Raw genomic sequence first — 24,085 nt, 5'->3', positions numbered from 1 at the left:
GGCGGGGGTGCCGCGGCCTCTGGGGCTTCTCGTGGACTCAGATCTTGCCGGTGCCGGCGTTGGCGAGGACGTTCGCCTTGACGCCGCTGGGGTTGTCCACCGTGTACGAGTACGGGATGGAGGCGACGCTGCCGGAGGTCTGCGGCGTGCCCGAGTTAACGAAGTAGTTGTTGCGGGCGACGATCGACCCGCCCGGCGACGAGCCTTCGGCGGTGTGGGTGGGCTCGGCGATGTTCTCGAAGTAGTTGCCCTCGACGAGCACCCCCGCGCCGCAGGTGGAGGCGATGCCGTAGCTGTAGTCGGTGAAGGACGGGTCCTTGTAGTAGTAGTTGTTGAACACGTGCACCGGGTTGCCGAAGCGCACCCGCGGGTTGCGCTGGGCGCAGGTCTGGAATGCGTTGTGGTGGTACGTCACGCGCAGATGCCCGGTGTCCTCGGAGCTGTTGTTGTCGCTGTGGCCCACGAGCGAGCACTTGACGTGGTCGTGCAGCTTGCTCCAGGAGACGGTGACGTAGTCGGAGCCGTGCGTGATGTCCAGCAGGCCGTCGTGGTAGTCGGTGCCATGGCTGGTGTCGCTCGACAGGTCGTTGTGGTCGAGCCACACGCGCTTGGCGTTGTCGAGGTGGATCGCGTCGCCGTTGCCGTTCCCGGCCTGAACCTTCGAGATCTTCATGTTGCGCACGATGACGTTGCCGACGTCACGGATGTTCAGGCCGCAGCCGGTCAGCCCGGAGTTCGCGCCGACGCCGACGATGGTGGTGTTGCCGCCCACCCGCACGTCCTCGGAGCAGCTGAAGGTGCCGTTCACCTGGACGACCTTCGCGGTGTCGCCCTTCACGGCGGTGGTGAGCGCGGTCAGGGAGGTGACCGTCGTCGTGCCGCCGCCCGCGCCGCCTGTGGTGCCGCCGCCCTGGGTCGCCCAGCCGATCAGCCCGGTGGTGGGCGGGGTGGTCGGGCCGCCCGTGGGCGTGGTGCTGGGCGTGGGCGACGGTGTGGGCGATGGCGTGGGCGACGGGCTTCTCGTCGGTGTGACGGTGGGGGTGGAGGACGGCTGGGATCCGGCGGGCTGGAGGGTCCATTGCTTGGTGGACACCGAGTCGCAGGAGTTCTGCTGCGCGAGTGCGCCGGAGGAGGTGGAGTTGTCCGTGGTGTTGAGGCACTTGTCGCTGTTGGCGTTGACGAGGCGGTAGTTCGAGCCTGAGGCGGTCGGCTCCCAGGTCTGGGAGGAGGCGCCGGTGCAGGACTCCTGCTGGACGGCCTTGCCGGCGGAGGTGGAGGCGTCCTTCACGCCGGCGCACTTGCCGCTGTTGCCCGCGGCCAGGCGGAAGCCGCTGCCCTGGGCCGACAGGTTCCAGGTCTGGTTGCTCGCGCCGTTGCAGCTGGAAACCGTGAGTTGCACGCCGTCGGAGGTGCTGCCGCCGGGAACGGTGAGGCACAGGCCGCTGGCGCCGTTCACGATCCGGTAGGCGCCCGTACTGGGGGCCGCGTTGGAGACGCCGGCGAAGACGCCGCCGACCAGGGCGGCGACCCCGGCAAGGGTGCCGATCACCCCGACTCCGGTTCTGGTTCTTGTTCTGGTTGTCAAAGCCGAGCTCCTTGCAGGTTGTGCAGGACCCCTGACCGAGGGGGCGAACTCCTGGTCCCACAGAGAGGCGTTCATGAATGCGAACAGCATTCATGGGGAGGAACAACACGCATCAAAGTACGGACGTGTTCAGCACCGGTCAACGGTTCGCCCGCGCGGGTTTCCGCCCGCCCCGTCGGCCGCCCCGGCTGGGGCAGGTGGAGACGGACGGCGGCTCTTTGAGATCATCGTGAAACGTTCACGCCGGGACACGGGGAGAGATGCCGGATGACCGAGGAATCGAGGACGCCGTTCAGTGAATGGCTGCGGTCGCGGAGCGAGCCCGACTGGGCGGCGGTGGTCACGCACCCCTTCGCGGAGGCGATCGGGAGCGGCACCGCCGACATGCGCCGCTATCTGGAGCAGGACTTCCAGTTCGTGGACGCCTTCACGGCGCTGCTCGGCGCCGCGGTCGCCGCGGCCGACACCTTCGAGGCGCGGGTGGCCGTGGGCCGCTTCCTGGGGCAGACCGTCGCCGACACCGAGCACAGCTACTTCCACCGCGCGCTCGCCGAGCTCGGCGGCGAGCCGGCCCCGCCCGCACAGCCGGTGACGGGCGAGTTCCGGGCCCTGATGGACGAGGTGCGCCTCAGCCAGGACTATCCGCTGATCCTGGCGGTGCTGTGCGTGGCCGAATGGACCTACCTCGGCTGGGCCTCGCGGATCATCGAATTCCCGGAGGGCTTCGTCCACCGGGAGTGGATCGAACTGCACAGCGGGCCGGAGTTCGAGGCGTGGGTGGGCTTCCTGCGCGGCGAGCTCGACCGGCTCGGCCCCGGCCTCGACGAGGACGGCCGGGCCCGGGTGCTCGACGTCTTCCGGCGGGCGACCACCCTGGAGCGCCGGTTCTTCGACATGGCGCTCGGTTAGGCACGCAGGGCGAGGGCGGCGAGGCGGCGCAGGGACACCCGCAGGAAGACCGCGCTCACCGGGCCGGCGACCCGCCAGCCGATCCGCCCGGCCAGGCCGAGGGGCACGTGGAGGTTCTCCTCCCAGACGATCCTGCTCCCGCCGTCCGGACGGGGCAGCACGTGGAATCGCCCGACGCCGCGTACGACACGGCCGGTGTGGCGGACCTCCACCTCGTGTGGCGGACGCCAGCCGGTGACGTCCATCGTGTCCACGAACGACAGCGGGCCGACCCCGGTGGCCGCCGCGAGCCTGCTGCCCCTGCTGTGCCCGTCACCGGCCACCACCCACGCGCGGGTCAGCAGCATCCACTCCTGCTGCCGGGGCCAGTCGGTCAGTACGGCGAAGACCCGCTCCGGGCTCGCCTGCGCGTCCACCGCGACCGTCAGGGTCTCCACCCCGTAGGTCCTACCCAGACGAGGCCCTTCACGACAGACGGGCGGCCCCGGCCGCCTGCGGGCCGCATCGAGGCGCCGGCTGTGCGCAACCAGCGGAGGCCTTGTTAGGTTGTGGGCGTTTCGTCTGATTCCTCTTGAAGGGGCGTCCATGCCGGCCGGATCCTCGCTGCCGCCTTCCCTGCTCCGGGCGCTGGCCCGGCCGGTCCCGCCGGGGAGCCTGGCCGACGTCGAGCACGTCGTCTTCGTCATGCTGGAGAACCGCTCGTTCGACCACTACTTCGGCCGGATGCGCGGGGTGCGGGGGTTCGGTGACCGCAACGCGGTGTCCACCCGGGCCTGGCGGCCGATCTTCGAGCAGGACGGCGTGCTGCCCTTCTCCGTACGGGAGGCGGCCGAGCGGGCGGGGGCGGACCCGATGCTGCTCGACACGCACGACCACACCTGGCTCGGCACCCAGAACGCCTGGGCCATGGGCTGGAACGACGCCTGGGTGCCCGGCAAGGGGCCCGGCTCGATGGCCTACTACGACCGGCGCGACCTGCCCTTCCACTACGAGCTGGCCGACACGTTCACGATCTGCGACGCCTACCACTGCTCGTTGCTGACCTCGACGACCCCGAACCGCAACTACCACGTGTCCGGTTACACGGGCTACGAGCCGGGCACCCGGCAGCGCGCGCTGGACAACGTCGCGTCCGAGGGGGCGGAGGGGCATCCGGGCTACGACTGGGTCACCGTGCCCGAGCTGCTGACGCGGGCCGGGCACACCTGGCAGGTGTACCAGGAGTGGGACAACTACGAGTGCAACAACCTGGAGTTCTTCCGGCCGTTCGCGGCGGTGATGGACCGGATCGGGCTGGGCAGCATGCGCTCGTTCTACGGAAAGGTCCGGGCGGCGGAGGACCCCGCGCCGTTGCTCGCGGAGCTGGCGGAGCGGGTGGCCGCACTGGACCCGGCCGACCGGGACCTCTACGACCGGGCGTTGCGCCGTGCTCCCACGGGTGGCCTGGGGGAGTGGTTCGCCGCCGACGTGGCCGCCGGGCGCCTGCCCGAGGTGTCGTACGTCGTGCCCTCGCTCGCCGACTCCGAGCACCCCGAGGGGTCGTCGGCCGTGGAGGGCGGACGGGTGGTCCACCAGCTGCTCGACGCACTGGGGTCCCACCCCGAGGTCTGGGCGCGTACCGCCCTGTTCGTCACCTATGACGAGAACGACGGATTCTTCGATCACGTGCCGCCGCCGGTGCCGCCCGACGGCACCCCGGAGGAGTTCGTCGGCGGGCGTCCGATGGGCCTCGGCGTCCGCGTGCCCATGATCGTCGTGTCGCCGTGGAGTGTGGGCGGCAACGTCTGCTCGGAGACGTTCGACCACACCTCGACCGTACGGTTCCTGGAGCGCCGCTTCGGGATCACGGCGCCCATCGGGGAGTGGCGCCGCCGGGTGGCGGGCGACCTCACCTCTGCGTTCGACTTCACCACACCCACCGCCACACCCACCGCCATGCCCACGGCCCCGCCTCCCGTGGAGACCGCAGCCGGCCCCCGGCCGTCTCCGGCGGGGGATCGGTGGTATCCCCAGGTGCCGGCCGAGCAGCGGATGCCGGTCCAGGAACCGGGGGTCAAGCCCGCCCGCGCCCTGCCCTACCAGCCGGACGCCGAGGCGGTGGTGCGCGGGCGATCCGTCGAGATCGCGATGCGCAACTCCGGCGCGGCCTCCGCCCACTTCATCCTGTACGGCCACCTCGGCGAAGTCGCCAAGCCGATGCACTTCGACGTGCTCGGTGCGGCGGAGGAGGTGGTCTACTTCCCGTGCCCGTCGTACGACCTGGTGCTCGTCGGGCCGAACGGGTTCCGCCGGGAGTTCCGCGGCGGGACGGCCGACCCGGTGGAGGTGACCGGCACGATCGACGCCGCCGCCCGCGCCCTCGTGGTCGCCGTGACCAACCTGGACACCAACCCGGGCACCGACCCGGGCGCCTTCCCCGTCGAGGTGTCGGTCACCCCGCTGGCGTACGGAGGCGCGGCGCGCACGGTCCGGATCGCGCCCGGAGACACCGCCCGCGTCGACTGGCACGCACCCACCGGGTGGTACGACCTGATGATCGGCGTGGCGGGGCACGACGGGTTCGCCAGGCGGCTGATGGGACACATCGAAAACGGCCGCCCGAGCATCACAGGGTGACGCCCGGGCGGCGAACGCGGGTCAGGTGCGGACCAGCGGCGTGTCCACGAGGTGCTCGGCGAGGAACCACGCCTGTAGTTCCCCTGTGCGGATGACCTCGGAGACGAGCAGGTCGTTGGTGCCGTCGTCGCCCATCTCGTCCGCCCGGGAGGCGGCGTCGTGCGCCGCGACCAGGATCATCTCGTGCGCCTCCAGGAGCCGGGAGAGCATGGCGGGCACCTCCTCCACGCCGTCCGGCGGACGCGGGATCACGGTCATCTCCGCCACCTGGCGCGGATCGCCGACCGCGACGCCGCCGAGGGTCTGGATGCGTTCGGCGATGTCGTCGATGATCGGCAGCTGCTCGCTCGCATGCTTGTCGAGCAGCAGGTGAAGCTGGTAGAAGGTCGGCCCCCGCATGAGCCAGTGGTGCTTCTTGTACAGGTTGTAGAGAATCTGCGTGTCGGCCAGGATCTGGTTGAGCCGCTGACAGGAGTATTCGCGGGTGTCCCGCGGCAGTCCGACCGGGAAGTCCCGTACCGTCCCGAACGCCTGTATCTCGGTGCCCCTCTGGTGGAGCCAGGGCTGGCTGCTCTCACGCATTCTGGAGGAAGGGTTGACGCTCAAGGTGTCTCTCCTCGCTCAGTCGGTTTATGTCCAATAGAGAGTCTTTCGCCAGAGATGACCTCTAAACGCCTTCTTAGGGCATATATCCCAAGGTGAACCATGTCACACCGCCGGCCTGCGTGGCGCTCGCGTTGGTGCTGCTCGCGGCGATCGGCTGCGGGGGCGGCGGAACGCAGACGCTCACCGTGTTCGCCGACGCCTCGCTCACCGGGACGTTCGGCTCGCTCGGCAAGACGTTCGAGGCCGCCCACCCCGGCGTCGCCGTCCGTTTCGACTTCGGCGGCAGCGGCGCGCTGGCGCAGCGGATCGTCCGGGGCGCGCCGACCGACCTGTTCGCCGCGGCCGGCACGGCGGCCATGCGCGAGTCGGGGGCGCCCAGCCCGCGGGTCTTCGCGCGTGACAGCCTTCAGATCGCCGTGCCGAAGGGCAACCCGGCCCACGTCACGAACCTGAAGGACCTGACCGCTCCCGGCGTCAGGGTGGCCCTGTGCGCCGAGTCGGCGCCGTGCGGGGCGGGCGCCCGCACGGCACTCGCCGCGGCCGGAGTCACGGTCACGCCGGTCGGCCCCGATCAGAACGGCCCCGATCAGAACGGGGGGGAGCGGGACGGCGCGAAGGCGCTGGCCAAGGTGCGGCTCGGCGAGGCGGACGCGGCGCTGGTCTACCGTACGGACATCAGAGCGGCGGGAGCGGCGGATGGAGCGCTGGAGGCCGTGGATCTCGCCGGGACGTCCGGCGCGGTCGAGGACTACCTCATCGCGACCGTCCCCGGGACCGAGCGCCTCGCCCTGACCCGGGAGTTCGTCGACCTCGTCCTGTCCAACGAGGGCCGCAAGGTCCTCGCGGCGGCCGGCTTCACCCCCGTGACAGGGTGACCTGCGGGCTTTCGGCGAGCCGCGCCGCCGTACGCTCGGCGGTGGCCCTGGCCCAGCGGCCGGTGGTCAGGAGGGCGACCGCCAGCACGATCAGCCCGTACAGGGCGTTGACGCGGTAGGCCGCGTGCGCGGCCGGGACGAACGCCGCGCCGGCCCCCGAGACCACGGACCCCGCGATGGCCACGCCGAGGGACTGGCCGACCTGCCTGCTGGTCGAGGCGACCGCGGCGGCCACGCCCGCCTGCGCGAGCGGCATCCCGGAGACCGCGGTGTTGGTGATCGGGGGGTTGAGCATGGCGAACCCGACACCGAAGACCGCGTAGATCCCGAGCAGCAGGGGGAGCGGCGTGGTGAGCGTCACCTGGGACATCAGCGCCCCGGCAATGGCCAGGCACACGCCCGCGACGACGGACGGCAGACGGGGGCCGCGGGTGCCGACGAGCCGTCCCGACAGCGGCCCCACGATCACCGTGATCAAGGCGACCGGCAGCGTGCACAGCCCCGCGGCGAGGGCGGACAGCCCGCGGTGGCTCTGCAGGTAGAGCGTGTTGAGGAACAGGAAGGCCCCCAGGCCGCCGAAGCCCGACACCGCCATGACGGCCGCGCCCGAGAACGGCGCGCTGCGGAAGAACCGCATGTCGATGAGGGGCTGGGGCCTGCGCAGCTCCCAGACGACCAGCGCGGCCAGGGCCGCCGCCGCGACGGCGAAGCAGGCCGCGCTCACGGCGGCGCCCGCGGCCGGTCCCTCGATGATCCCGTACGTGAGCGTGCCGAGCAGGACGATGACCAGCACCTGCCCGACCGGGTCGGTCCTGCGTGCCGAGGGCGCCTTGGACTCCGGGACGAAGCGCCACGTCAGGAACAGCGCGAGCAGGCCGATAGGCACGTTGATCCAGAAGATGGCCCGCCAGTTCACCGTGTCGGTGAGCAGGCCGCCGACGACCGGTCCGAGGGCCATGCTGACGCCGACCACGCCGCCCCACACGCCGATCGCCTGAGCGCGCTCCCTGCGGTCGGTGAACGTGTTCGTGATGATCGACATGGCCACCGGGTTGAGCATCGATCCGCCTATGGCCTGGAGGATCCGGGCGGCCACCAGCCAGCCCAGGCTCGGGGCGAGGCTGCACAGCAGCGACCCGGCCGTGAAGACCACCAGGCCGATCTGGAACGTGCGGCGGCGGCCCATCCGGTCGGCCGTCGAGCCGGCCAGCATCAGCAGGCTCGCGAGCGTCAGCGTGTAGGCGTCCACCGTCCACTGGAGGCCGGAGACCGGCGCGCGCAGGTCGTGTCCGAGCGACGGCAGGGCGACGTTGACGATCGTGTTGTCGAGAGACACGATCAGCAGGCTCATGCAGCAGATGAGAAGAACGAGTATCCGCCGTCGGCGGGTCATTTCCGACACCACACCACTTAACCGTACAGATCTGGCCATGTGCCGCTTGCGGCAGGGCAAACCGAATGAAAATCTGCTCGCATGCGTGCGACGGCGAACGGCATCGAGATCTGCTACGAGGTGTTCGGCGAGCCCGGGGGGCGTCCGGTCCTCCTCATCATGGGGCTCGGAGCACAGATGATCGGCTGGCCGGAGGGGCTCATCGAGCTTCTGGTGGAGTCCGGCCACCAGGTCGTCCGGTTCGACAACCGGGACGTGGGACTGTCCACCCACTTCACCCCGGCGGACGGCCTCGCGCCCGCCCCGGCGTACAGGCTGGACGACATGGCCGACGACACGGCCGGCCTGATGGACGTGCTGGGCTGGGAGAGCGCCCACGTGGTGGGCGCGTCGATGGGCGGCATGATCGCCCAGGCCCTCGCCATCCGCCACCCCGCCCGGGTCCGTACGCTGACCTCGATCATGTCCACACCCGGGCCCCGCGTGGGGCGGGCGACCGAGGAGGCCGCGACCGTGCTGATGGCGCCCCCCGCGCAGGACCGCGACGAGGCGATCGCCCGCGCCGTCGCGACCGCACGGGTCATCGGGTCTCCCGGCTACGAGATGGACGTCGAGCGCGTCACCAGGATGGCCGCGGAGTCCTACGACCGGGCGTTCGACCCAGCGGGCACCGCCCGGCAGTTCACCGCCATCCGGATCTCCGGCGACCGTACGGAGGGGCTGCGCGGGCTCTCGGTGCCCGCGCTGGTGATCCACGGTGAGGACGATCCGCTGGTCACCCTCGAAGGCGGGACCGCGACCGCGGACGCCATCCCCGGCGCGAAGCTGCTGACCATCCCGGGGATGGGCCACGACCTGCCCCGCCCGCTCTGGCCGGTCATCGCGGAGGCGATCGCAGAGCTGACCGGACGGGGCTGATCGGACGGGGGTGACCGGACGGGGGTGACCGGACGGGGTTCAGATTTCGAGCTTGTCCTCGATCGTGCGGAGCTGGTGCCGGGCCATGGCGAGGTTGGCCCGGTTGCGGTCGAGGGCGAGGTAGAGGAACAGGCCCTTGCCGCCGCGTCCGGTCAGCGGCCGGATGATGTGATACTGCGTGCCCAGCGTGATGAGGATGTCCTCGATCCCGTCGTTGAGCTTGAGCGCGTCGATCGCGCGGAGCTTGGCCTTGACCACCTCGGTGTTGGCCGCGGCGGCCACCTGGAGGTCGAGGTCCTTGGAGCCGCCGAGCGTGCCCAGCGCCATTCCGCTCCCGTAGTCGGCCACCGCCGCGCCGACCGCGCCGTCGATGGTGAGCATCTCCTTCAGTGAGACGTCCATGTTCGCCATGTCTCTTCTCCTGTTCTGGTTTGTCATCCGCGTTCGACGATGGCGGCGATCTTGTCCGCCGCCCTGCGTCCCTCAATCCGGAGCAGGCCGAGATTGGCTCCCTGACCTGCGAGAACGGTGAGGACGAGCGTGGGGCCCGCGGCGTAGCACGCGGTGTGTCCCTGGGCGCCGGAGATCAGCGTCTCCTCCAACCGCCCGATCCTGGCGAGGTCGGTCATCTTCCGGCTCAACGACAGCAGCGCCGACGTGAGCGCCGCGGTCTGCTCGGTGTCGGCGGCCAGGTCCGTCGTCACGAGCATGCCGTCGATCGTGCAGGTGAGTGCTCCCGTGATCTCGGGCGCCCGTTGCCGCAGGACGACCAGTTCCTCGTGTATGTCGTGGCGCAGATCCACCGAGACACCCCTTCCGGCCCGCTTGAGCCACCCGATCACTACAGCGCCTCCAGCGCGTCACGCAGTCTGAGCAGCAGGTTCACGTCGGTCGCGTCGCCGTTCACCTGCGGTGGCCCCGAGCCGGTCCGCTGGAGCCCCTCCCGAGGCGTCGACGGTGCGAGCGGCGGTGCGAGCGGCGGTGCGGGCGGCGGTGCGGGTGCCTTCGGCGTGCGCTTAGGCAGCGCCGCCGTCTCGCCCGTCACCACCAGGCCGGCCGCCGCGAGCTCCCGTACGGCCAGCAGCGTGGAATAGGCCGGACGCCCGAGGCGGCGGGCCAGCTCGACCGGTGTGGCGGCCGAGTCCGCGGCGAGCAGCAGCTCCCACTGCAGCGGGGTGAGCAGCGCCCGCGTGCCGGGGATCTGCCGCAGGGGCGTCACCGGCCGCGCGTCCAGCTCCGCCGAGGGCCAGGCGCGCTCCAGCCGGGCCCGGCGCCTCGCGCACTCGCGCAGCAGCCCGGGCACGTCGAAGAACCAGTGGATCCCGAGCCAGTGGGCGCCGTTCTCCCTGAACCTGGTCCGGACCGTTCTCGACGTGAACAGGAAGAACGCCGCGTCGAGCGTGGCGGACAACATGCAGAACTCCAGCTCGCCGCGGCTGAGCACCCCTCTATCCACGAGCAGGGCGCCGCCGTCGCCGCCGGGCCCGGCCTCCTGCCGCGTGTGGCGGACCCCGGTCACGCTGATCCGGCCCGACGCGCCGAGCAGGCCCTCCACACCGGGCGTGGCCGTGCACTCCACGTACGACACCCGGCCGTGGGAGAAGTAGACCGTGCCCTCCTTGCCCACCCGCAGTGAGCCGGTGGCCTCGTCGTGGGCGAGGCCGGTGAGCACGACGTCGAGAGTGGGGGCGGCCATCGGTCAGGCTCCCATCAGGAGGCGACCAGCTCGTCTGTGATGGTGCGCAGCCGCCGCCGCGCCAGGGCGAGGTTCGACCGCTCCACGTCCAACTGCACGCACAGCAGCAGCGGGCCGTCGAACATCATTTCCATGGGCCGCACCAGGTGATAGGCCGAGCCCGTGGTGACGATCACATCCTCGATTCGGAAGCCCCTTTCCTCGGAGGCCATCGCGATCCCGTCGAGCGTGGCGCGATACGCCTCGCTGAGACCCGCGGCGGCCCTTCCGGGATCGGGAATCCCCTTTCCCGCGACGGCCATGCCGCTGGTGTGGTCCACGAGAATGGCGCCGAGCGCGCCCGGGATCGACATGGCCTCGGAGAGGCAGTCCTCTATCCCGATCAACTCGTCACTCCTCGCCTCGCCGGTATAGCGCGGCCAACACTAGAGGAGCAGGTGGACGGATTACCCGAGCCGGAAACGGCGGGGATAAACGGATTAGTCCCGAGGAATAAGAATTGTTCCTCCCGGAATGGTAATCCCGATTTTCATGAAATTTCTTCGTATCGGGATGGCACGTGCACCGACGTACGGCGGCCAGAATGGGAGGCGTGGAGCGGATTCTCGTCAGCGCCTGCCTGCTCGGCAGCCGGGTGAGGTACGACGGCGGAGCCAAGACCAGCGACGACGACCTGCTCGCCCGCTGGCGCGCGGAGGGGCGGCTGGTGCGGTTCTGCCCCGAGGTCGAGGGCGGGCTGCCCGTCCCCCGGCCGCCCGCCGAGATCGAGGGCGGCGCGGGCGGCGCGGCCGTCCTGGCGGGAGCGGCGCGGATCCTGACGCCGGAGGGCGACGACGTGACCGCCGCGTTCCTGTCCGGCGCGCGGCGGGCCCTCGCCGTCGCCCGGTCCCTCGGCGTACGGGTCGCGATCCTCAAGGAGGGCAGCCCGTCGTGCGGGTCGCTCCGGATCTACGACGGCGGCCACCGGGGGAGGACCACACCCGGGCAGGGAGTGACGACGGCACTGCTGGAGCTGAACGGCGTACGGGTCTTCGGCGAGGACCGGATCCCGGACGCCGCGGCCTACCTGGCGGGCCTCGTCACCGAGACAGCTTCTACGGAGACAGCTTCTACGGAGACAGGGGATCTGACGTGACGATGACGGCCTTCTCGTCGGGCTTGTGCACCAGGACGTTGTCCACGTAGGACCGCACCGCCGCCTCCAGACCGACGTCCTTGTCCGCGGCCTCCGACATGTACCAGCGGTGGTCGAGCACCTCGTGGAAGAGCTGGGCCGGCTCCAGCTTGCGCCGCAGGTCGGCCGGGATCGCGTTCACCACGGGCTGGAACACCTCGGCCAGCCAGCGGTGGGCCACGATCGCCTCGTCCTCGTGCCGCAGCCCCATGGACACCCGGAACGAGTCGAGGTCGTTGAGCAGCCGCCTGGCCTGGTTCTCCTCCACGTCGAGGCCGGTCAGGCGCAGCAGGCGGCGCTGGTGGTGCCCGGAGTCCACGACCTTCGGGCGGACGATCAGGCGGGAGGTGCCGGCCTTACGGCGCACCATCATCTCCGCGACGTCGAAGCCGAGCGAGTTGAGGCGGCGCACCCGCTGGTCCACACGGTGCCAGTCGACCTCCTCGATGATCTCGTCCTCGGTCAGCTCGTCCCACAGCCGTTGGTAGCGCTCGACGAGCTGTTCGGCGAAGGCCAGCGGGTCGATGGTCGGGTGCAGCAGGCCGCCCGCCTCCAGGTCGAGCATCTCGCCGTAGATGTTGACGTGCGCCACGTCGATGTCGTGCGACCGCTGGCCCTCGCTGATCGCCGGATGGAGCTCGCCGGTCTCGGCGTCCACCAGGTAGGCCGCGAAGGCCCCGGCGTCCCGGCGGAACAACGTGTTCGACAGCGAGCAGTCGCCCCAGTAGAAGCCGGTCAGGTGGAGCCGTACGAGCAGGACCGCGAGCGCGTCGAGCAGGCGGGTCAGCGTGTCGGGCCGCACCGAGCCCGACAGCACCGCGCGGTAGGGCAGCGAGAACTGCAGGTGCCGCGTGATCAGGGCGGAGTCCAGTTCGGAGCCGTCCGGGGCGGTCCTGCCGGTGACGATGGCGACCGGCTCGACGGAGGGGGCGTCATGCCGCGCCAGGTCCCACAGCAGCTGATACTCCCGCTTGGCATACCTGGTGCTGATCTCCTTGATCGCGTACACCCGGCCGCTGAGCCGGGCGAAGCGCACCACATGGCGGGAGATGCCGCGCGGCAGCGTCACCAGGTGGTGGACGGGCCACTCTTCGAGGGGCACGTCCCACGGCAGGCGGATCAGGTCGGGGTCGCTGGGGGCTCCGGTGATCTGCAGGGGCACCAATCGCTCCTTTTCTAGGGGCTTCCACCCAAGTGTCGCGGATAGAGTCGGGCGCTATGACGCTGGTGGACGAGTTCATTGATTGGTACCTGGCCGAGAACCCGGTCATGGCGACCCTGCTCGGGGCCGACGGGTACGACCGCACGCTGGGCGACTTCAGCGAGGCCGCCTTCACAGGACGGGAGCGGGCGGCCGAGGAATGGCTGCGCAAGCTGTCGGAGGCGACTCCCGAGGACCCGGGGGACGAGATCGACCGCGACCTGGTCGCCGCCAACCTGCGCGGCGCCGTGGCGCAGGCCCGCTGGCCGGAGTGGCGGCGCGAACCGGCCGCCTACCTCAGCTGGGTCTTCGCGTCGATGTTCACGCCGTTTCACCAGCGCCTCAAGCCGGAGGCCGAGCTGGTCGACGCCGCCGTCGCGCGGCTGGCCGAGGTGCCGGCCGTGCTCGCCGCCTGTCAGGCCAACCTGGACCCCGAGCTCGCCGCCGACCTGCTCGTCAAGCGCGGCCTCGACCAGGCCCGTACGGGTCGCCGCTTCCTGACCGAGACGCTGCCCTCGCTGGTCGGCGACCCGGAGCTGCGGGCGCGGCTGGCGCGGGCAGCCGAGCCCGCCGCCGACGCCTTCGACGGATTGGTCCGCTTCCTGGAGGGCTTCGAGGCCCGCGGCACCTGGCGGATGGGCGAGGAGCTCTACTCCGCGCTGCTGCGCGAGCGGGAGATGCTCGGATACGGCGCCGCCGAGCTGCACGAGAAGGGCCGTCAGGCCTGGGCCGAGCTGGACACGCGGATGACGGAGGTCGCCGCGCGCCTCGGCTCCGGCAGCTGGCGGGCGGCGATGGAGTCGCTCATGGACGACCACCCGCCGACCCTGGAGGCCATGCGGGCCGAGTACGAGGCCGAGACGCTGCGGGCACGCGAGTTCGTCCGCGACCGCGGGCTGGTGACCTTCCCCGAGGGGGAGGTGTGCCGGGTCGAGCCCTCGCCGGAGTTCCAGCGGCCCATCATCGCCGTGGCCAGCTACCTCGCCCCGCCGCCGCTGTCGTCCTCGCGGGACGGCGTCTTCTTCGTGCCGTACACGCCGGACGGCTTCACCGAGGAGCAGGTGCGGCAGCGGCTGCGGACCAACTCGCGACCGCAGATGCCCTCGATCAGCGTGCACGAGGGGTACCCCGGCCACCACTGGCACCTGTCCTGGATGGCCGGCAACCCGCACCGCGCCCGCAAGATCTTCCGTACGCCCTACTTCGTGGAGGGCTGGGGGCTCTACGTCGAGAAGCTCATGCACGAGCAGGGCTACTTCGACACGCCCCAGACCGAGCTCGCCCACCTCGACTGCCGCATCTGGCGGGCGGCCCGGATCGTGGTGGACACCGCGCTGCACTGCGACGACATGACCATCGAGCAGGCGGAGGAGTTCCTGACCACGAAGGCGTCGCTGTCGCCGGGCACCGCGGCCGGAGAGGTCAGCCGCTACTGCGCCTGGCCCACGCAGGCGCCCTCCTACCTCACCGGAGCGCTGGAGATCGAGCGCATCAGGGCGGACTACACGGGCGATCTGCGGACCTTCCACGACACGATCGCGGGCTCGGGCGGGCTCCCGCTCGGCCTCGCCCGGAAGGTCGTGCTGGGTTAGCCGCTGAAGGCGCGTTCGATGACGGCGGTGAGCTGGTCCTCGGTGAGCACCGCGGGCCGGCCCACGCCGAGAGCGCGGACGTAGACCTCGCACAGCCACTCCAGCAGGCGGGTCGCCTCGAACGCCTGCTCCAGGCCGGCGCCGATCGTCACCGCGCCGTGGCTGGCCATCAGGGCGGCCTGCCTGCCCCCGATCGCGGCGATGACGTTGCGCGCCAGCTCCGGCGTGCCGTACGTCGCGTACGGGGCCACGCGGACGGCGCCGCCGAGCAGCAGGGCGTTGTAGTGGATCGGCGGCAGCTCGGTCATGGTCGAGGCGACCACGGTCGCGAAGACCGAGTGGGTGTGCACCACCGCCCGGGCTACGGTCGCCTCGTACAGCGCGAGATGCATCGGCGTCTCCGAGGAGGGCGTGCGCTCCCCTTCCACCACCCGTCCTCCGAGGTCGACAACGGGGCAGTCCTCCGGGCGCAGCCGGTCGAGCGCCACGCCCGAGGGTGTGACGACAGCCAGGTCGCCCTCCCGGACGCTCAGGTTGCCCGAGGTCCCGATCACCAGGCCGAGGGCCGCCGCCCGCCGGCCGTAGTCGCACAGCTCACGCCGCAGCTCGTCCAGTTGCTCGCCGGGTTGCTCGTTCACCTGCTCGTTCACGCGGGCGAATCTACACAATCGGCCGTGTTTCGTGATGTCCTGATGCCATGTACGAGGCTTCCGAGTGGCGCCGCGAGGGAGACACGATCCGCAGGACCGTGGTCGCCCGAGATTTCCGTACGGCCATCGCGATCGTGAACGACATCGCCGAGCAGGCCGAGGCCCTGAACCATCATCCCGACATCGACATCCGATGGCGCACCCTCCACCTGGCGCTGACCACCCACGACGCCGGCGGCCTGACCGAACTCGACTACAAGCTCGCCGCACGCATCGACGCCATCGCGGCGGACCACGAGGCCGGATCGCCGCAGTCGTAGAGCAGGGCAGTCCGGGGGAGGCCTGCTCCAGCAGGGGGAAGCCCCGCTCGTTCTCCGCCCGTAGCCCGTCGTGGATCCGCACCGGCTCGTCGGCGATCGCCCGGCCACGTTCGCGGTCTTACCGGTAAAGGGCGACGACCGGGATCACGCGGGAGGTACGGGCCTGGTAGTCGGCGAAGATCGGCCTCAGCTCGGCCTGCCGGGCGTACATGCGGTCGCGTTCCTCGCCCGTCAGCGGTACGGCCGTGGCGGTGAACGTCTCGATCGCCGTGCCGTCGCCCGCCTCGACGGTCACCGTGGGATTGGCGAGCAGGTTGTGATACCAGTCCGGGTGGCGTGGCGCGCCCGCGTAGGAGGCGAACACAAGGATTCTGTCCCCGTCACGCAGGCAGGCGACCGGGTTCGTCCGGGCGGCGCCCGTTCTTGCGCCGGTGGTCGTCAGCAGGATCAGAGGTGACCCCTCGAACGGTCCGCCGACCATGCCGGCGTTCGCGCGGAACTCTTGGATGATCTTGTCGTTCCATTCGGACATGCGACGATAGCTCCCGAGCCTCATAAGTATTTGCTTTGGCAGCAAAGGTATTTTGGAGATCAACGTATGTCAACGGATGAGGGGCTGAGTCTGGATGAGGGGGTCCGAACCCTCCTGCTGCTGATGCCGCGTCTGGTGGGCCGCGCCAAGCGCATGCCGGTCCCTGAGCCGCTCCGGACGCTCGACCTGGCGCCACGGCATCTGTCGCTGCTGTCCTATCTGCTGTTCGACGGTCCACTTACGGTGAACGAACTCGCCGCCCGGCTGGAGGTCGCCCCGGCCACCGTAAGCCTGATGGTGGGCGACCTCAGCCGCAAGGGTGTCGTGAACCGGCGCGAGGACGAGGCGGACCGCCGCCGCACGATCGTGAGCATCGCCGAGACCAATCGGGAGGCGGTCGACGCCTGGCTCGCTCGCGGCGCCTGTGCCTGGCGCAGTGCGCTGGAGCCGCTGACGAGTGAGCAGCGGCGCGTGTTCGTCGAGACGCTCCGGTCGTACGAGCGGGCCGTCGCCGGTGACGGAGGGTGACAGGTCCGAATCCTGTCGCGCCTGTGATTCCAGCTTATCGGCTGGTGGGCTTGCCGCATGCTCACGGAGAGTGAAAGAATTCACACAGGTTTTCGAATTTCTTGAGGAGGGTGTGATGGATCTGTTCGACCTCGATCCTGAGCACTCTCGTCGTTCGAATAGCTCTGGAGAGTGGTGGGATCGGCTGACCGCCGATTCCCCTCTGTGGTCGTCGGAAGGTTCGCTCGCCCGCGAGCACTTCCCGATCGCCGACCCCCAGCCGGCGCAGCACCCGAGCCGCACCAAGGCCGACACCAGCACCAACGGCTCTAGCAGCACCAAGAGCACCGGCAGCAGCGCCAGCAGCACCGGCAGCGGGCTCACCGACGGTGAGGGCGTCGGCGACGACCCGCCCGGTGCCACGAGCGGCGACAGCGTCGACAGCGCTGGTGCTCGTGCCGGTGCCGGGAGCGCCCGTGGTGCAGGCGGTGGCCGGAGTGCCGGTGGTTGTCAGGCCGGTCCCGGTCCCGGTCAGGGCAAGGGCCGGTCGTCGTGGGTGCTCGTGGGTTCGTTGCGTGAGTCGGCGCAGGCGTTGGCGTTGGCGGTGTTGCCGGGCGATGCGGACATCTGCGTGGCCGAGGCCGAGGATTTGCTGTTCGCGCGGGATCGGATCACGTGCGCGTTGGCGGATCGGGTGGGGCAGGTGCATCGGGCGGGGCAGGCCAAACAGCATGGGCATGCCTCCACCCGTAGCTGGTTGCGCACCGCCGCCGGGATGAGCGTGGCGGGAGCGGGCCGTCTGCTGACCTTGGCGGTGGAGTTGGCGCGTCTGCCGAGGGTGCGGGAGAAGTTCGCCGCCGGGGACCTTTCGGCGGGGGTGGTGGAGGCGATCTGCACGGCCACCGCGCGGTTGAGTGATGAGCACGCGGGGCTGGCCGAGCCGATTTTGCTGGAGTTGGCGGGCAAGGCGGGGCCGGCGGAGGTGGCCAAGGCCGGCCGCTACCTGCGGGCGGTGCTGGACCCTGATGGTGAAGACCGCGACGAGCGGGCCGATTACGGGCGGCGGTTTCTGCGGGTCCGCCCCACTGCGGGTGGGGGCTTGGAGGGGGAGTTTTATCTGCCGCGTGAGGCGGCGGCGCGGTTGCGGGCGCTGTTGGATGCTTATGCCAAGCCGCGTGCGGAGGGCGATGATCGGCCGCTGCGGGTCCGCCAGGCGGATGCGTTTATCGCGTTGATGGAGCAGAAGATCGTCGCTGAGCTTCTGGTCCTGGTCAACGCCGAATCCCTCCCCACCGACCCCCAACCCGACCACCCCGAACCCACCGAAGATACCCAGGACGCCGAAGACACCAAGGGCGGCGAGAACGCTGAGGGCCCGCAGGGTGCCGAGGACACCGAGGACGGCCAGGCTGTGGACTACGCCGAGGATGGCTGGGGGAGCGGGAACGCTAAGGACACGCAGGGCACCGAGGACGCCGAGGGCGGCCGGGACAGCGAGAACGCCGAGAACGCCGAGAACGGCGAGGGCACCGAGGGCGCGCAGGGCGGCGAGGGTGCCGGCGACGGCCAGGACGCTCAGGGCGCCGAGGGTGCGACCAGTGCCGAAGGTGGCTGGGACAGCGAGGACACCGGCCTTTGCGGCGACACCGGAAGCGTTGACGGGCACTGCCCGGTGGAAGACGGCGACGTCGACGACGCCATCCCCGGCGACGACGATCGCCGCAACCTCAGCGACGCCGCCCCCGGCGACCTGGGCGACTTGGGCATGACCGGTGCTGCCGCACCTGATCAGGGTGAGGGCCCCTACCGGCCGCGTGACCCCGGCACTGCCGAAGCTGAGACCGCAGCCGGTCCGGCAGCCGATGCTGATGCCGAGACAGCAGCCACTCCGGCAGCCGATGCCGGGGCAGCAGCCGATGCGGTCGCGGACGCTGCTGCCGGGGGCACCGACCTTGACCTCGCGTCTACCGAGGGCGACGACACCGCACCCGCTAAGGCCGCAGACCGCGACCATGCGGCGGCCCAAGCTGAAACAGACCCCGAATGTGCACCAGCATGGCCTGCCTACGGCGGTAGCGCGCTTCCACACGCAGCATCTCCACAAGCAGCACCTCCACACGCGGTGCCTCCGAGCGGAGCGCATTCCTGCGCAGCGCAATGGCCGGACCCTCCCCCTGAGGACGCCGCTGCGCATCACACTCACGCTGGGCACCAGCCTGCGGGGGACTGCCGGCATGCGCAGGGCACGCCTGAGAACCAGAGCGACATGCGCTGTGAGCAGCGCCGCCACGAACCGGACCGCCGTCGTGAGCCAGGCCGCCATGAGCCCGGCTTCGATGAGCCAGGCAGTGATGAGCAGGGCCGGGATCAGCAGGGCTGGGCGCATCAGGACGCGGCAGATGGGCGGAGCGCGTGCGGGTGCGGCGGCGCGGCCCGGTGCTCCTGCACGTGGGGGACAACGGGAACAGCACCGGGCGCAGGGCCGGAAGCACCGCCGGGCGCGCCGGAGCCGGGGGCAGCGGGAACGCCACTGGGAACAGCGCCGGGGAGACAAGCGGGGACGCCATCGGGAACAGCGTCAGGGACGCTGCCGGGGGCAGCGCCGGGCGAGCCGGGGCCGAGGGCAGCGCTGGGGGCGGTGCCGGGAGCTTTGCTGGGCACCGCGCCGGGGTTGTTGCTGGCGACCGGGCAGATGCTGCCCCTCGCCAGCGTGCATCGCCTGGCACGCACAAGCGCGCTGGTGCGGCTGGTGATGGACGCCGAGGGGCAGGTGCTGGACATGGGCCGCAAGGTCCGCCTGGCCACCCCAGCCCAGCGACGGGCCGTCTACGCCCGCTACGCCACCTGCTGGATCGACGGCTGCCCCCTGCCCGCCACCATGTGCCAGATCGACCACGCCGACAACTGGAGCACCGGTGGCCTCACCGACCTGAAACTCCTCGGCCCCGCCTGCCAGTTCCACAACCGCGACCGCTACCAGCACCCCGACCGCTACACCCGCCACAAGACCGGCACCGACCGCTGGGCCTTCACCTACCAGCCGACCCGCATTCGACGGCTACGGAAATGACGACCAGGGCACGAGGGTCGCTGGTGCACTGTCCACAAAGCTCATCGGGCCGCTGGAGCGGAGCGGGAGGGAGCGAGACAGCGAAGGAACGGAGCAGAGTGGGAGGCGGCGAGGGAGCGGAGCGGAAGGGAGCGAGGACCGGAGCGAGGGCCCAGCGGAGCGGGCTTCGCGAGGACCGGAGATTCCTTCCGGCGCAGTGACCAACCCGGCCAAAGCCTATGAACACCAAGCTAGTCGAACAGTCCGGGCGGAGGGACGGGGGCGAGGACGGCGTCCCCATCGTGGATGGGAGCGGCACCGGCGACCAGGCGGCTCAGGTCCTCGTCCGCCAAGCATCGCGCCTGGGTGAGGCCGCCCGCCGCCTTCCTGGTGAGTGCCTCGATCGGCAGGTCACCGGACGAGGCCGTCAGGACGACGTTGCCGAACCTGCGCCCGCGCAGGATGCCGGGCTCGGCCAGCAGCGCGGCGTGCGGGAAGACACGGCTCACCGTGGAGGCGACCCGCTTCACGAAGGGCAGGCCCTTTCCGTCCGCCACGTTGATCAGCGCCACGCCGGAGGCGCGCAGGACGCGGGCGATCTCCGTCATGTACTGGACGGTCGCCAGCTCGACCGGCATCGTCGCGCCCGAGAACGCGTCGAGCACGAACAGGTCGGCCGAGTCGTCCCTGAGGTCCGTCGTCGCCGCACGGCCGTCCATCACCCGCACCTTCAGCCGGGGCACCGACTTGAGGTTGAGCTGGTCGCGTACGAGCTGGACCAGCCCGGCGTCCGGCTCGACGACGATGTGCCGGGAGCCGGCCCGTCGCGCGGAGATGTAGCGCGGGACCGTGCATGCTCCGCCGCCGATGTGGACGGCGTCGAGCGGGCCTTCGGGCAGGCAGTCGATCACGCTCGCCATGAGCTGCGTGTACGAGAAGTCGAGATAGGTGGGATCGGTCAGGTCCACGTACGACTGGGGAACGCCGTCCCTGATCACCATCCACCCGTCGGGCCGGTCGAGGTCGCGCAGGAGCTCCACCTCGCCGAAGGTCACCGGATAGCGGCCTGGCAACGGTTCTCTGCTCCTTGCCACCTATGACTCCTTTCGCGTGATATGAGAACCGTATGCGGAACAGGGCCCTGCTCGCCCTCGTCGTGGTCGCCGCGGCCATCTTCGTCTTCGGCGTTGCCGGACTCATTGTGTCCGGCAGGCAATCGTCGGACGCGGACTTCGTCGCCGCGCCGCGGGGGACACCCGCACCCGGCGGCCCGCAGACGCTGCAGCTCCGCCCCGGCTCGTCTCCGGAACCGTCCCCGGTGAGTTCCCCGGAAGGCTCTCCGGACGAGACGGCCGCCGCCTACTTCCAGGCCTGGGTCAAGAGCGACTACGACGCCATGCGCGATCTGGTCGACGATCCCCCGGACGACTTCGCGGACGAGCACCGCGAGTTCGAGGACGCCGCTCTCTCCAAGTCGCTGCGGATCACGGTCGGCAACCTCGTGCGCACGGGAGACGAGACGGCCGAGATCCCCTTCACGCAGGAGCGGGACGAGCAGGACGCCGGCACCTGGCGCTTCGACTCCAGCCTGCGCCTGGCGGTGCGCGACCTCACGTGGAAGGTCGTCTGGACGCCGTCCGTCCTGCATCCGGAGATCCAGCCCGGCGGCAGCCTCGTCAGGACCGAGCCGGAGGCGGGGCCGCTGCGGCCGGTGACGAGGACGGGGCGGGAGCTCCCGCAGAACTCGGGCGCCGACGCCTACCTCGACAACCTGATGAACCAGGGGGTGGCGCCCACGACGGGTGTGGCCGTGGGATGGGCGCTGGAGGTCGACAACCCGGGCATGCCGGCGAAGACCGTCCTGTCCTACAAGCCGGAGAAGCGGCCGGTCGGCGTACGGACCACGATCGACTACGCGACGCAGGCCGCGGCGGCGCGGGCGCTCGACGGCGTGCAGCGGGGCGCCCTCGTGGCCGTACGGCCGTCCACGGGGGAGATCCTCGCGGTCGCCGACCGGTTGGGCGACCGGGCGGCGTTCGAGCGCAAGTACCCCCCCGGATCGACGTTCAAGACGGTCACGGCGGCCGCGCTGCTCAGCGGCGGACTGTCACCGGACAGCACAGTGGAGTGCCCGGCGGTCTACCAGATTCCCTTCAATCGACCGATCCATAACTACCAAAACGAGGACCACGGGACCGTCACCCTGCGGCAGGCGTTCGCCCTGTCGTGCAACACCTCGTTCGTCAGGCTGACGATCGAGCGGCTGAACGGTGACACCCTGGTCGACCAGGCCAGGGCGTTCGGCTTCGGCGTGTCGGAGGAGAGCGCCGGCGCGAGCACGTGCGGCAGCATGCGGCGGCCGGAGAACCAGGACGCGCTCGCCGAGGACTCCTTCGGACAGGGCACGGTCGAGGCGACCCCGCTGTGCATGGCGCTGGTCGCCGCCGCGGTGGAGAGCGGCGAGTGGCGGCCGGCCCGCCCGCTGGCCGACGAGGCGTCGCAGGGGGAACTGCCGCAGAGCGTGCCCCTGCCGTCCAACGTGGCGGAGGGACTGCGCTCGCTGATGAGTGCGGTCACGGTCGATGGGACCGCCGCCGGTTCCGAGCTGCCGCAGGGGGTCGCGGGCAAGACCGGCACCGCAGAGGACGGGAAGGGCGGGCAGGACCACGCCTGGTTCATCGGCTACCAGGGTGACCTCGCCTTCGCCGTGTTCGTCGAGCACGGCGGCACCGGCCGTGGCGCCGCCGTCCCCATCGCCGCCCGCTTCCTGAAGGCTCTGTGAACCGTCACCGCCGGGCGTACGCCGCGGCGAACCTACCCTTGCGGCCTGAAAAATGTCCACTTGAGGTGCTATCTATGCGGAAACCCTTCACATAGATGACCCGATGTGAGGGAATCATCTCGTTTCCCAGCATGACGCGGAGGCGAAATGGACCCCACCACCGTGCACGACGCCCTCGCACGGCACCTGCTCGTCGACGGCTACCGTCTCGTGCTCGACCTGGACAGGAGCGCGGGCTCCTGGCTGGTCGACGCCCGGGACGGCCGGAGGTATCTCGACTTCTACACGTTCTTCGCGTCGTCGCCGCTCGGGGTGAACCCCTTCGCCGACGACCCGGAGTTCGTCGCGCTGCTCGGCCGGGTGGCCGCCAACAAGCCGGCCAACTCCGACATGTACACCGTCCACCTCGCCGAGTTCGTGGAGACGTTCCGGCGGGTGCTCGGCGACCCCGAACTGCCGCACCTGTTCTTCGTCGAGGGCGGGTCGGCGGCCGTTGAGAACGCGCTCAAGTGTGCCTTCGACTGGAAGAGCCGCTGGAATGAGGCCCACGGCCGCCACCCCGGCCTCGGCACCCGCGTCCTCCACCTCACCCGGGCCTTCCACGGCCGCGGCGGCTACACGCTCTCACTCACCAACACCGACCCCGTCAAGACCGAACGGTTCCCCCGGTTCTGCTGGCCGCGCGTCGACGTCCCCGCCATCCACTTCGGGGACGTCGAGAGGGCGGAGGAACGGGCGCTGGCGCAGGCCAGGGAGGCGTTCGAGCGGTTCCGCCACGACATCGCCTGTTTCATCGCCGAGCCGATCCAGGGCGAGGGCGGCGACAACCACATGCGCCCCGAGTTCCTCCAGGCGATGCAGGCGCTCTGCCACGAGTACGAGGCCCTGTTCGTTGTGGACGAGGTGCAGACCGGCGTCGGACTGACCGGCACCCCCTGGGCGTACCAGCAGCTCGGCCTGGCCCCCGACATCGTGGCCTTCGCGAAGAAGGTCCAGGTGGGGGGCATCATGGCGGGCCGCAGGGTGGACCTCGTGCCCGACAACGTGTTCCAGGTCAGCGGGAGGATCAACTCCACCTGGGGCGGCGGCCTGGTCGACATGCTGCGCTCCCGCCGGATGCTGGAGATCGTCGAGCGGGACGCCCTGATCCCGAGAGCGGCCATCCTGGGCGAGAAGCTGCTCGGCGCCCTCCAGGGTCTGGAGGCCGAGGGCCTGGTCGCCAACGCCCGCGGGCGCGGGCTGATGTGCGCCTTCGACGTTCCCGACCCCGCCGGGCTGGTCGCCCGGCTCCGGGAGGAACGGGCGATCCTGGTCCTGCGCTGCGGAGAGCGGTCCGTACGGCTACGCCCTGCCCTGTCCGTCCAGCCGGACGAGCTTGAGTACGGCCTGGCCGGCCTGCGCGCCGTCCTCACCGGGAATCTGGCCGGGGATCTGGCCGGGGGCTGACGGCGCCGGTGGCGCGGGTTCGCCGCGCCAGCGGCAGATGGCCGTCATCCTCGAATCCACGCCCAGCTTGGCGTAGATGCGGTTCACGTGGTTCTTCACGGTCTTCTCGCTGAGGAACAGCAGGCGCGCGATCTCGCCATTGGAGTGACCGGTCGCGATCAGCTCCATGACCTCGGCTTCCCGCTTGCTCAGCCCCAGGTCGTGTCCCGGCGTGGTGCGGTCGTCGATTCTCAT

The 24,085-nt window shown here is 70.7% G+C and carries 24 protein-coding genes; 11 read left to right on the top strand and 13 right to left on the bottom strand.

What is annotated here, in order from left to right; genetic code table 11:
• Window positions 1-37: 37 nt before the first annotated feature.
• Window positions 38-1,585 (bottom strand): pectate lyase family protein, encoded by a 1,548-nt coding sequence (locus tag ACGFIB_RS22645; protein WP_393374695.1) that lies wholly within the window; start codon window positions 1,583-1,585, stop codon window positions 38-40.
• A gap of 267 nt (window positions 1,586-1,852) precedes the next feature.
• Here ACGFIB_RS22645 and ACGFIB_RS22640 point away from each other — a divergent pair, with 267 nt between their 5' ends.
• Window positions 1,853-2,494, top strand: coding sequence for a TenA family protein (locus ACGFIB_RS22640; RefSeq protein WP_357249972.1), 642 nt, complete (start codon window positions 1,853-1,855; stop codon window positions 2,492-2,494).
• On the opposite strand, the gene ACGFIB_RS22635 is transcribed toward ACGFIB_RS22640, so the two are convergent.
• Window positions 2,491-2,931 (bottom strand): SRPBCC family protein, encoded by a 441-nt coding sequence (locus ACGFIB_RS22635; protein ID WP_229689711.1) that lies wholly within the window; start codon window positions 2,929-2,931, stop codon window positions 2,491-2,493. The genes ACGFIB_RS22640 and ACGFIB_RS22635 overlap by 4 nt on opposite strands.
• 148 nt (window positions 2,932-3,079) lie before the next feature.
• Here ACGFIB_RS22635 and ACGFIB_RS22630 point away from each other — a divergent pair, with 148 nt between their 5' ends.
• On the top strand, window positions 3,080-5,110 hold the full coding sequence (locus ACGFIB_RS22630; RefSeq protein WP_393374691.1) for a phosphocholine-specific phospholipase C: 2,031 nt from the start codon (window positions 3,080-3,082) through the stop codon (window positions 5,108-5,110).
• 21 nt (window positions 5,111-5,131) lie between these two features.
• Here ACGFIB_RS22630 and ACGFIB_RS22625 read toward each other — a convergent pair whose 3' ends face one another.
• Window positions 5,132-5,692, bottom strand: coding sequence for a Dps family protein (locus ACGFIB_RS22625; RefSeq protein WP_191049924.1), 561 nt, complete (start codon window positions 5,690-5,692; stop codon window positions 5,132-5,134).
• A 116-nt stretch (window positions 5,693-5,808) separates the two neighbouring features.
• On the opposite strand from ACGFIB_RS22625, the gene modA reads away from it, so the two are divergent.
• A complete protein-coding gene (modA, locus tag ACGFIB_RS22620) occupies window positions 5,809-6,591 on the top strand; it encodes a molybdate ABC transporter substrate-binding protein (protein WP_393374689.1) in 783 nt (260 codons plus the stop codon).
• Here the strand turns inward: modA and ACGFIB_RS22615 are convergent.
• Window positions 6,572-7,984, bottom strand: a complete 1,413-nt coding sequence (locus ACGFIB_RS22615) for an MFS transporter (RefSeq protein WP_393374687.1) — start codon at window positions 7,982-7,984, stop codon at window positions 6,572-6,574. The two genes, modA and ACGFIB_RS22615, sit on opposite strands and share 20 nt — an antisense overlap.
• Window positions 7,985-8,065: 81 nt before the next feature.
• Here ACGFIB_RS22615 and ACGFIB_RS22610 point away from each other — a divergent pair, with 81 nt between their 5' ends.
• On the top strand, window positions 8,066-8,902 hold the full coding sequence (locus tag ACGFIB_RS22610) for an alpha/beta fold hydrolase (protein WP_357267194.1): 837 nt from the start codon (window positions 8,066-8,068) through the stop codon (window positions 8,900-8,902).
• Window positions 8,903-8,941: 39 nt separating this feature from the next.
• On the opposite strand, the gene ACGFIB_RS22605 is transcribed toward ACGFIB_RS22610, so the two are convergent.
• From ACGFIB_RS22605 to ACGFIB_RS22590, 4 genes are read right to left on the bottom strand one after another with little or no spacing between them, the layout of a single operon-like run.
• A complete protein-coding gene (locus ACGFIB_RS22605) occupies window positions 8,942-9,313 on the bottom strand; it encodes a hypothetical protein (RefSeq protein WP_142573901.1) in 372 nt (123 codons plus the stop codon).
• A 23-nt stretch (window positions 9,314-9,336) separates the two neighbouring features.
• Window positions 9,337-9,705 carry a roadblock/LC7 domain-containing protein gene (locus ACGFIB_RS22600; protein ID WP_142573898.1) on the bottom strand — a complete coding sequence of 123 codons (369 nt, stop codon included), beginning with the start codon at window positions 9,703-9,705 and terminating at the stop codon, window positions 9,337-9,339.
• A 38-nt stretch (window positions 9,706-9,743) separates the two neighbouring features.
• A complete protein-coding gene (locus ACGFIB_RS22595) occupies window positions 9,744-10,598 on the bottom strand; it encodes a MarR family transcriptional regulator (RefSeq protein WP_393374683.1) in 855 nt (284 codons plus the stop codon).
• Window positions 10,599-10,612: 14 nt separating this feature from the next.
• The gene (locus ACGFIB_RS22590) at window positions 10,613-10,984 is read right to left on the bottom strand and encodes a roadblock/LC7 domain-containing protein (RefSeq protein WP_142573895.1); all 372 of its coding nucleotides are present in this window, start codon (window positions 10,982-10,984) and stop codon (window positions 10,613-10,615) included.
• A 206-nt stretch (window positions 10,985-11,190) separates the two neighbouring features.
• On the opposite strand from ACGFIB_RS22590, the gene ACGFIB_RS22585 reads away from it, so the two are divergent.
• Window positions 11,191-11,733: a DUF523 domain-containing protein gene (locus tag ACGFIB_RS22585; RefSeq protein WP_393374680.1), complete on the top strand. Its 543-nt coding sequence runs from the start codon at window positions 11,191-11,193 to the stop codon at window positions 11,731-11,733.
• Here ACGFIB_RS22585 and ACGFIB_RS22580 read toward each other — a convergent pair.
• Window positions 11,708-12,934 (bottom strand): DUF4032 domain-containing protein, encoded by a 1,227-nt coding sequence (locus tag ACGFIB_RS22580; RefSeq protein WP_189104972.1) that lies wholly within the window; start codon window positions 12,932-12,934, stop codon window positions 11,708-11,710. The genes ACGFIB_RS22585 and ACGFIB_RS22580 overlap by 26 nt on opposite strands.
• 56 nt (window positions 12,935-12,990) lie before the next feature.
• Between ACGFIB_RS22580 and ACGFIB_RS22575 the strand changes: the two genes are divergently transcribed.
• Window positions 12,991-14,565, top strand: coding sequence for a DUF885 domain-containing protein (locus ACGFIB_RS22575; protein WP_393374678.1), 1,575 nt, complete (start codon window positions 12,991-12,993; stop codon window positions 14,563-14,565).
• Here the strand turns inward: ACGFIB_RS22575 and ACGFIB_RS22570 are convergent.
• Window positions 14,562-15,215: a class II aldolase/adducin family protein gene (locus ACGFIB_RS22570; RefSeq protein ID WP_393374675.1), complete on the bottom strand. Its 654-nt coding sequence runs from the start codon at window positions 15,213-15,215 to the stop codon at window positions 14,562-14,564. The genes ACGFIB_RS22575 and ACGFIB_RS22570 overlap by 4 nt on opposite strands.
• 47 nt (window positions 15,216-15,262) lie before the next feature.
• On the opposite strand from ACGFIB_RS22570, the gene ACGFIB_RS22565 reads away from it, so the two are divergent.
• A complete protein-coding gene (locus ACGFIB_RS22565; RefSeq protein WP_393374673.1) occupies window positions 15,263-15,535 on the top strand; it encodes a 4a-hydroxytetrahydrobiopterin dehydratase in 273 nt (90 codons plus the stop codon).
• Between the two features lie 118 nt (window positions 15,536-15,653).
• On the opposite strand, the gene ACGFIB_RS22560 is transcribed toward ACGFIB_RS22565, so the two are convergent.
• Window positions 15,654-16,067: a nitroreductase family deazaflavin-dependent oxidoreductase gene (locus ACGFIB_RS22560; RefSeq protein ID WP_142573888.1), complete on the bottom strand. Its 414-nt coding sequence runs from the start codon at window positions 16,065-16,067 to the stop codon at window positions 15,654-15,656.
• A 66-nt stretch (window positions 16,068-16,133) separates the two neighbouring features.
• Here ACGFIB_RS22560 and ACGFIB_RS22555 point away from each other — a divergent pair, with 66 nt between their 5' ends.
• Window positions 16,134-16,595 carry a MarR family winged helix-turn-helix transcriptional regulator gene (locus tag ACGFIB_RS22555; protein ID WP_393374670.1) on the top strand — a complete coding sequence of 154 codons (462 nt, stop codon included), beginning with the start codon at window positions 16,134-16,136 and terminating at the stop codon, window positions 16,593-16,595.
• Between the two features lie 115 nt (window positions 16,596-16,710).
• Window positions 16,711-19,644 (top strand): DUF222 domain-containing protein, encoded by a 2,934-nt coding sequence (locus ACGFIB_RS22550; protein ID WP_393374667.1) that lies wholly within the window; start codon window positions 16,711-16,713, stop codon window positions 19,642-19,644.
• A gap of 230 nt (window positions 19,645-19,874) precedes the next feature.
• Here the strand turns inward: ACGFIB_RS22550 and ACGFIB_RS22545 are convergent, their stop codons facing one another.
• Window positions 19,875-20,717, bottom strand: a complete 843-nt coding sequence (locus ACGFIB_RS22545) for a spermidine synthase (protein ID WP_229689714.1) — start codon at window positions 20,715-20,717, stop codon at window positions 19,875-19,877.
• 32 nt (window positions 20,718-20,749) lie between these two features.
• Here ACGFIB_RS22545 and ACGFIB_RS22540 point away from each other — a divergent pair, with 32 nt between their 5' ends.
• Together ACGFIB_RS22540 and lat are read left to right on the top strand one after the other, a co-directional pair.
• Window positions 20,750-22,405, top strand: coding sequence for a penicillin-binding transpeptidase domain-containing protein (locus ACGFIB_RS22540; RefSeq protein WP_393374664.1), 1,656 nt, complete (start codon window positions 20,750-20,752; stop codon window positions 22,403-22,405).
• Between the two features lie 147 nt (window positions 22,406-22,552).
• Complete coding sequence (gene lat / locus ACGFIB_RS22535; protein ID WP_191049665.1) at window positions 22,553-23,851, top strand: L-lysine 6-transaminase; 1,299 nt, start codon at window positions 22,553-22,555, stop codon at window positions 23,849-23,851.
• On the opposite strand, the gene ACGFIB_RS22530 is transcribed toward lat, so the two are convergent.
• On the bottom strand, window positions 23,747-24,085 hold the full coding sequence (locus ACGFIB_RS22530) for a helix-turn-helix domain-containing protein (RefSeq protein ID WP_142573878.1): 339 nt from the start codon (window positions 24,083-24,085) through the stop codon (window positions 23,747-23,749). The two genes, lat and ACGFIB_RS22530, sit on opposite strands and share 105 nt — an antisense overlap.

The organism is Microbispora bryophytorum, from assembly GCF_043197435.1.
GTDB classification, from domain to species: Bacteria; Actinomycetota; Actinomycetes; order Streptosporangiales; family Streptosporangiaceae; genus Microbispora; species Microbispora bryophytorum.
This window is presented reverse-complemented; position numbering and strand designations above follow the sequence as displayed.

What these genes read in the sequence shown, in the direction of transcription:
- ACGFIB_RS22615 (WP_393374687.1), bottom strand. Translation starts at nt 7,984, where the DNA reads ATGACCCGCCGACGGCGGATACTCGTTCTTCTCATCTGCTGCATGAGC.
- ACGFIB_RS22555 (WP_393374670.1), top strand. Translation starts at nt 16,134, where the DNA reads ATGTCAACGGATGAGGGGCTGAGTCTGGATGAGGGGGTCCGAACCCTC.
- ACGFIB_RS22640 (WP_357249972.1), top strand. Translation starts at nt 1,853, where the DNA reads ATGACCGAGGAATCGAGGACGCCGTTCAGTGAATGGCTGCGGTCGCGG.
- ACGFIB_RS22625 (WP_191049924.1), bottom strand. Translation starts at nt 5,692, where the DNA reads ATGCGTGAGAGCAGCCAGCCCTGGCTCCACCAGAGGGGCACCGAGATA.
- ACGFIB_RS22550 (WP_393374667.1), top strand. Translation starts at nt 16,711, where the DNA reads ATGGATCTGTTCGACCTCGATCCTGAGCACTCTCGTCGTTCGAATAGC.
- ACGFIB_RS22530 (WP_142573878.1), bottom strand. Translation starts at nt 24,085, where the DNA reads ATGAGAATCGACGACCGCACCACGCCGGGACACGACCTGGGGCTGAGC.
- ACGFIB_RS22610 (WP_357267194.1), top strand. Translation starts at nt 8,066, where the DNA reads ATGCGTGCGACGGCGAACGGCATCGAGATCTGCTACGAGGTGTTCGGC.
- ACGFIB_RS22630 (WP_393374691.1), top strand. Translation starts at nt 3,080, where the DNA reads ATGCCGGCCGGATCCTCGCTGCCGCCTTCCCTGCTCCGGGCGCTGGCC.
- ACGFIB_RS22595 (WP_393374683.1), bottom strand. Translation starts at nt 10,598, where the DNA reads ATGGCCGCCCCCACTCTCGACGTCGTGCTCACCGGCCTCGCCCACGAC.
- lat (WP_191049665.1), top strand. Translation starts at nt 22,553, where the DNA reads ATGGACCCCACCACCGTGCACGACGCCCTCGCACGGCACCTGCTCGTC.
- ACGFIB_RS22605 (WP_142573901.1), bottom strand. Translation starts at nt 9,313, where the DNA reads ATGGCGAACATGGACGTCTCACTGAAGGAGATGCTCACCATCGACGGC.
- ACGFIB_RS22560 (WP_142573888.1), bottom strand. Translation starts at nt 16,067, where the DNA reads ATGTCCGAATGGAACGACAAGATCATCCAAGAGTTCCGCGCGAACGCC.
- ACGFIB_RS22540 (WP_393374664.1), top strand. Translation starts at nt 20,750, where the DNA reads ATGCGGAACAGGGCCCTGCTCGCCCTCGTCGTGGTCGCCGCGGCCATC.
- ACGFIB_RS22565 (WP_393374673.1), top strand. Translation starts at nt 15,263, where the DNA reads ATGTACGAGGCTTCCGAGTGGCGCCGCGAGGGAGACACGATCCGCAGG.
- ACGFIB_RS22575 (WP_393374678.1), top strand. Translation starts at nt 12,991, where the DNA reads ATGACGCTGGTGGACGAGTTCATTGATTGGTACCTGGCCGAGAACCCG.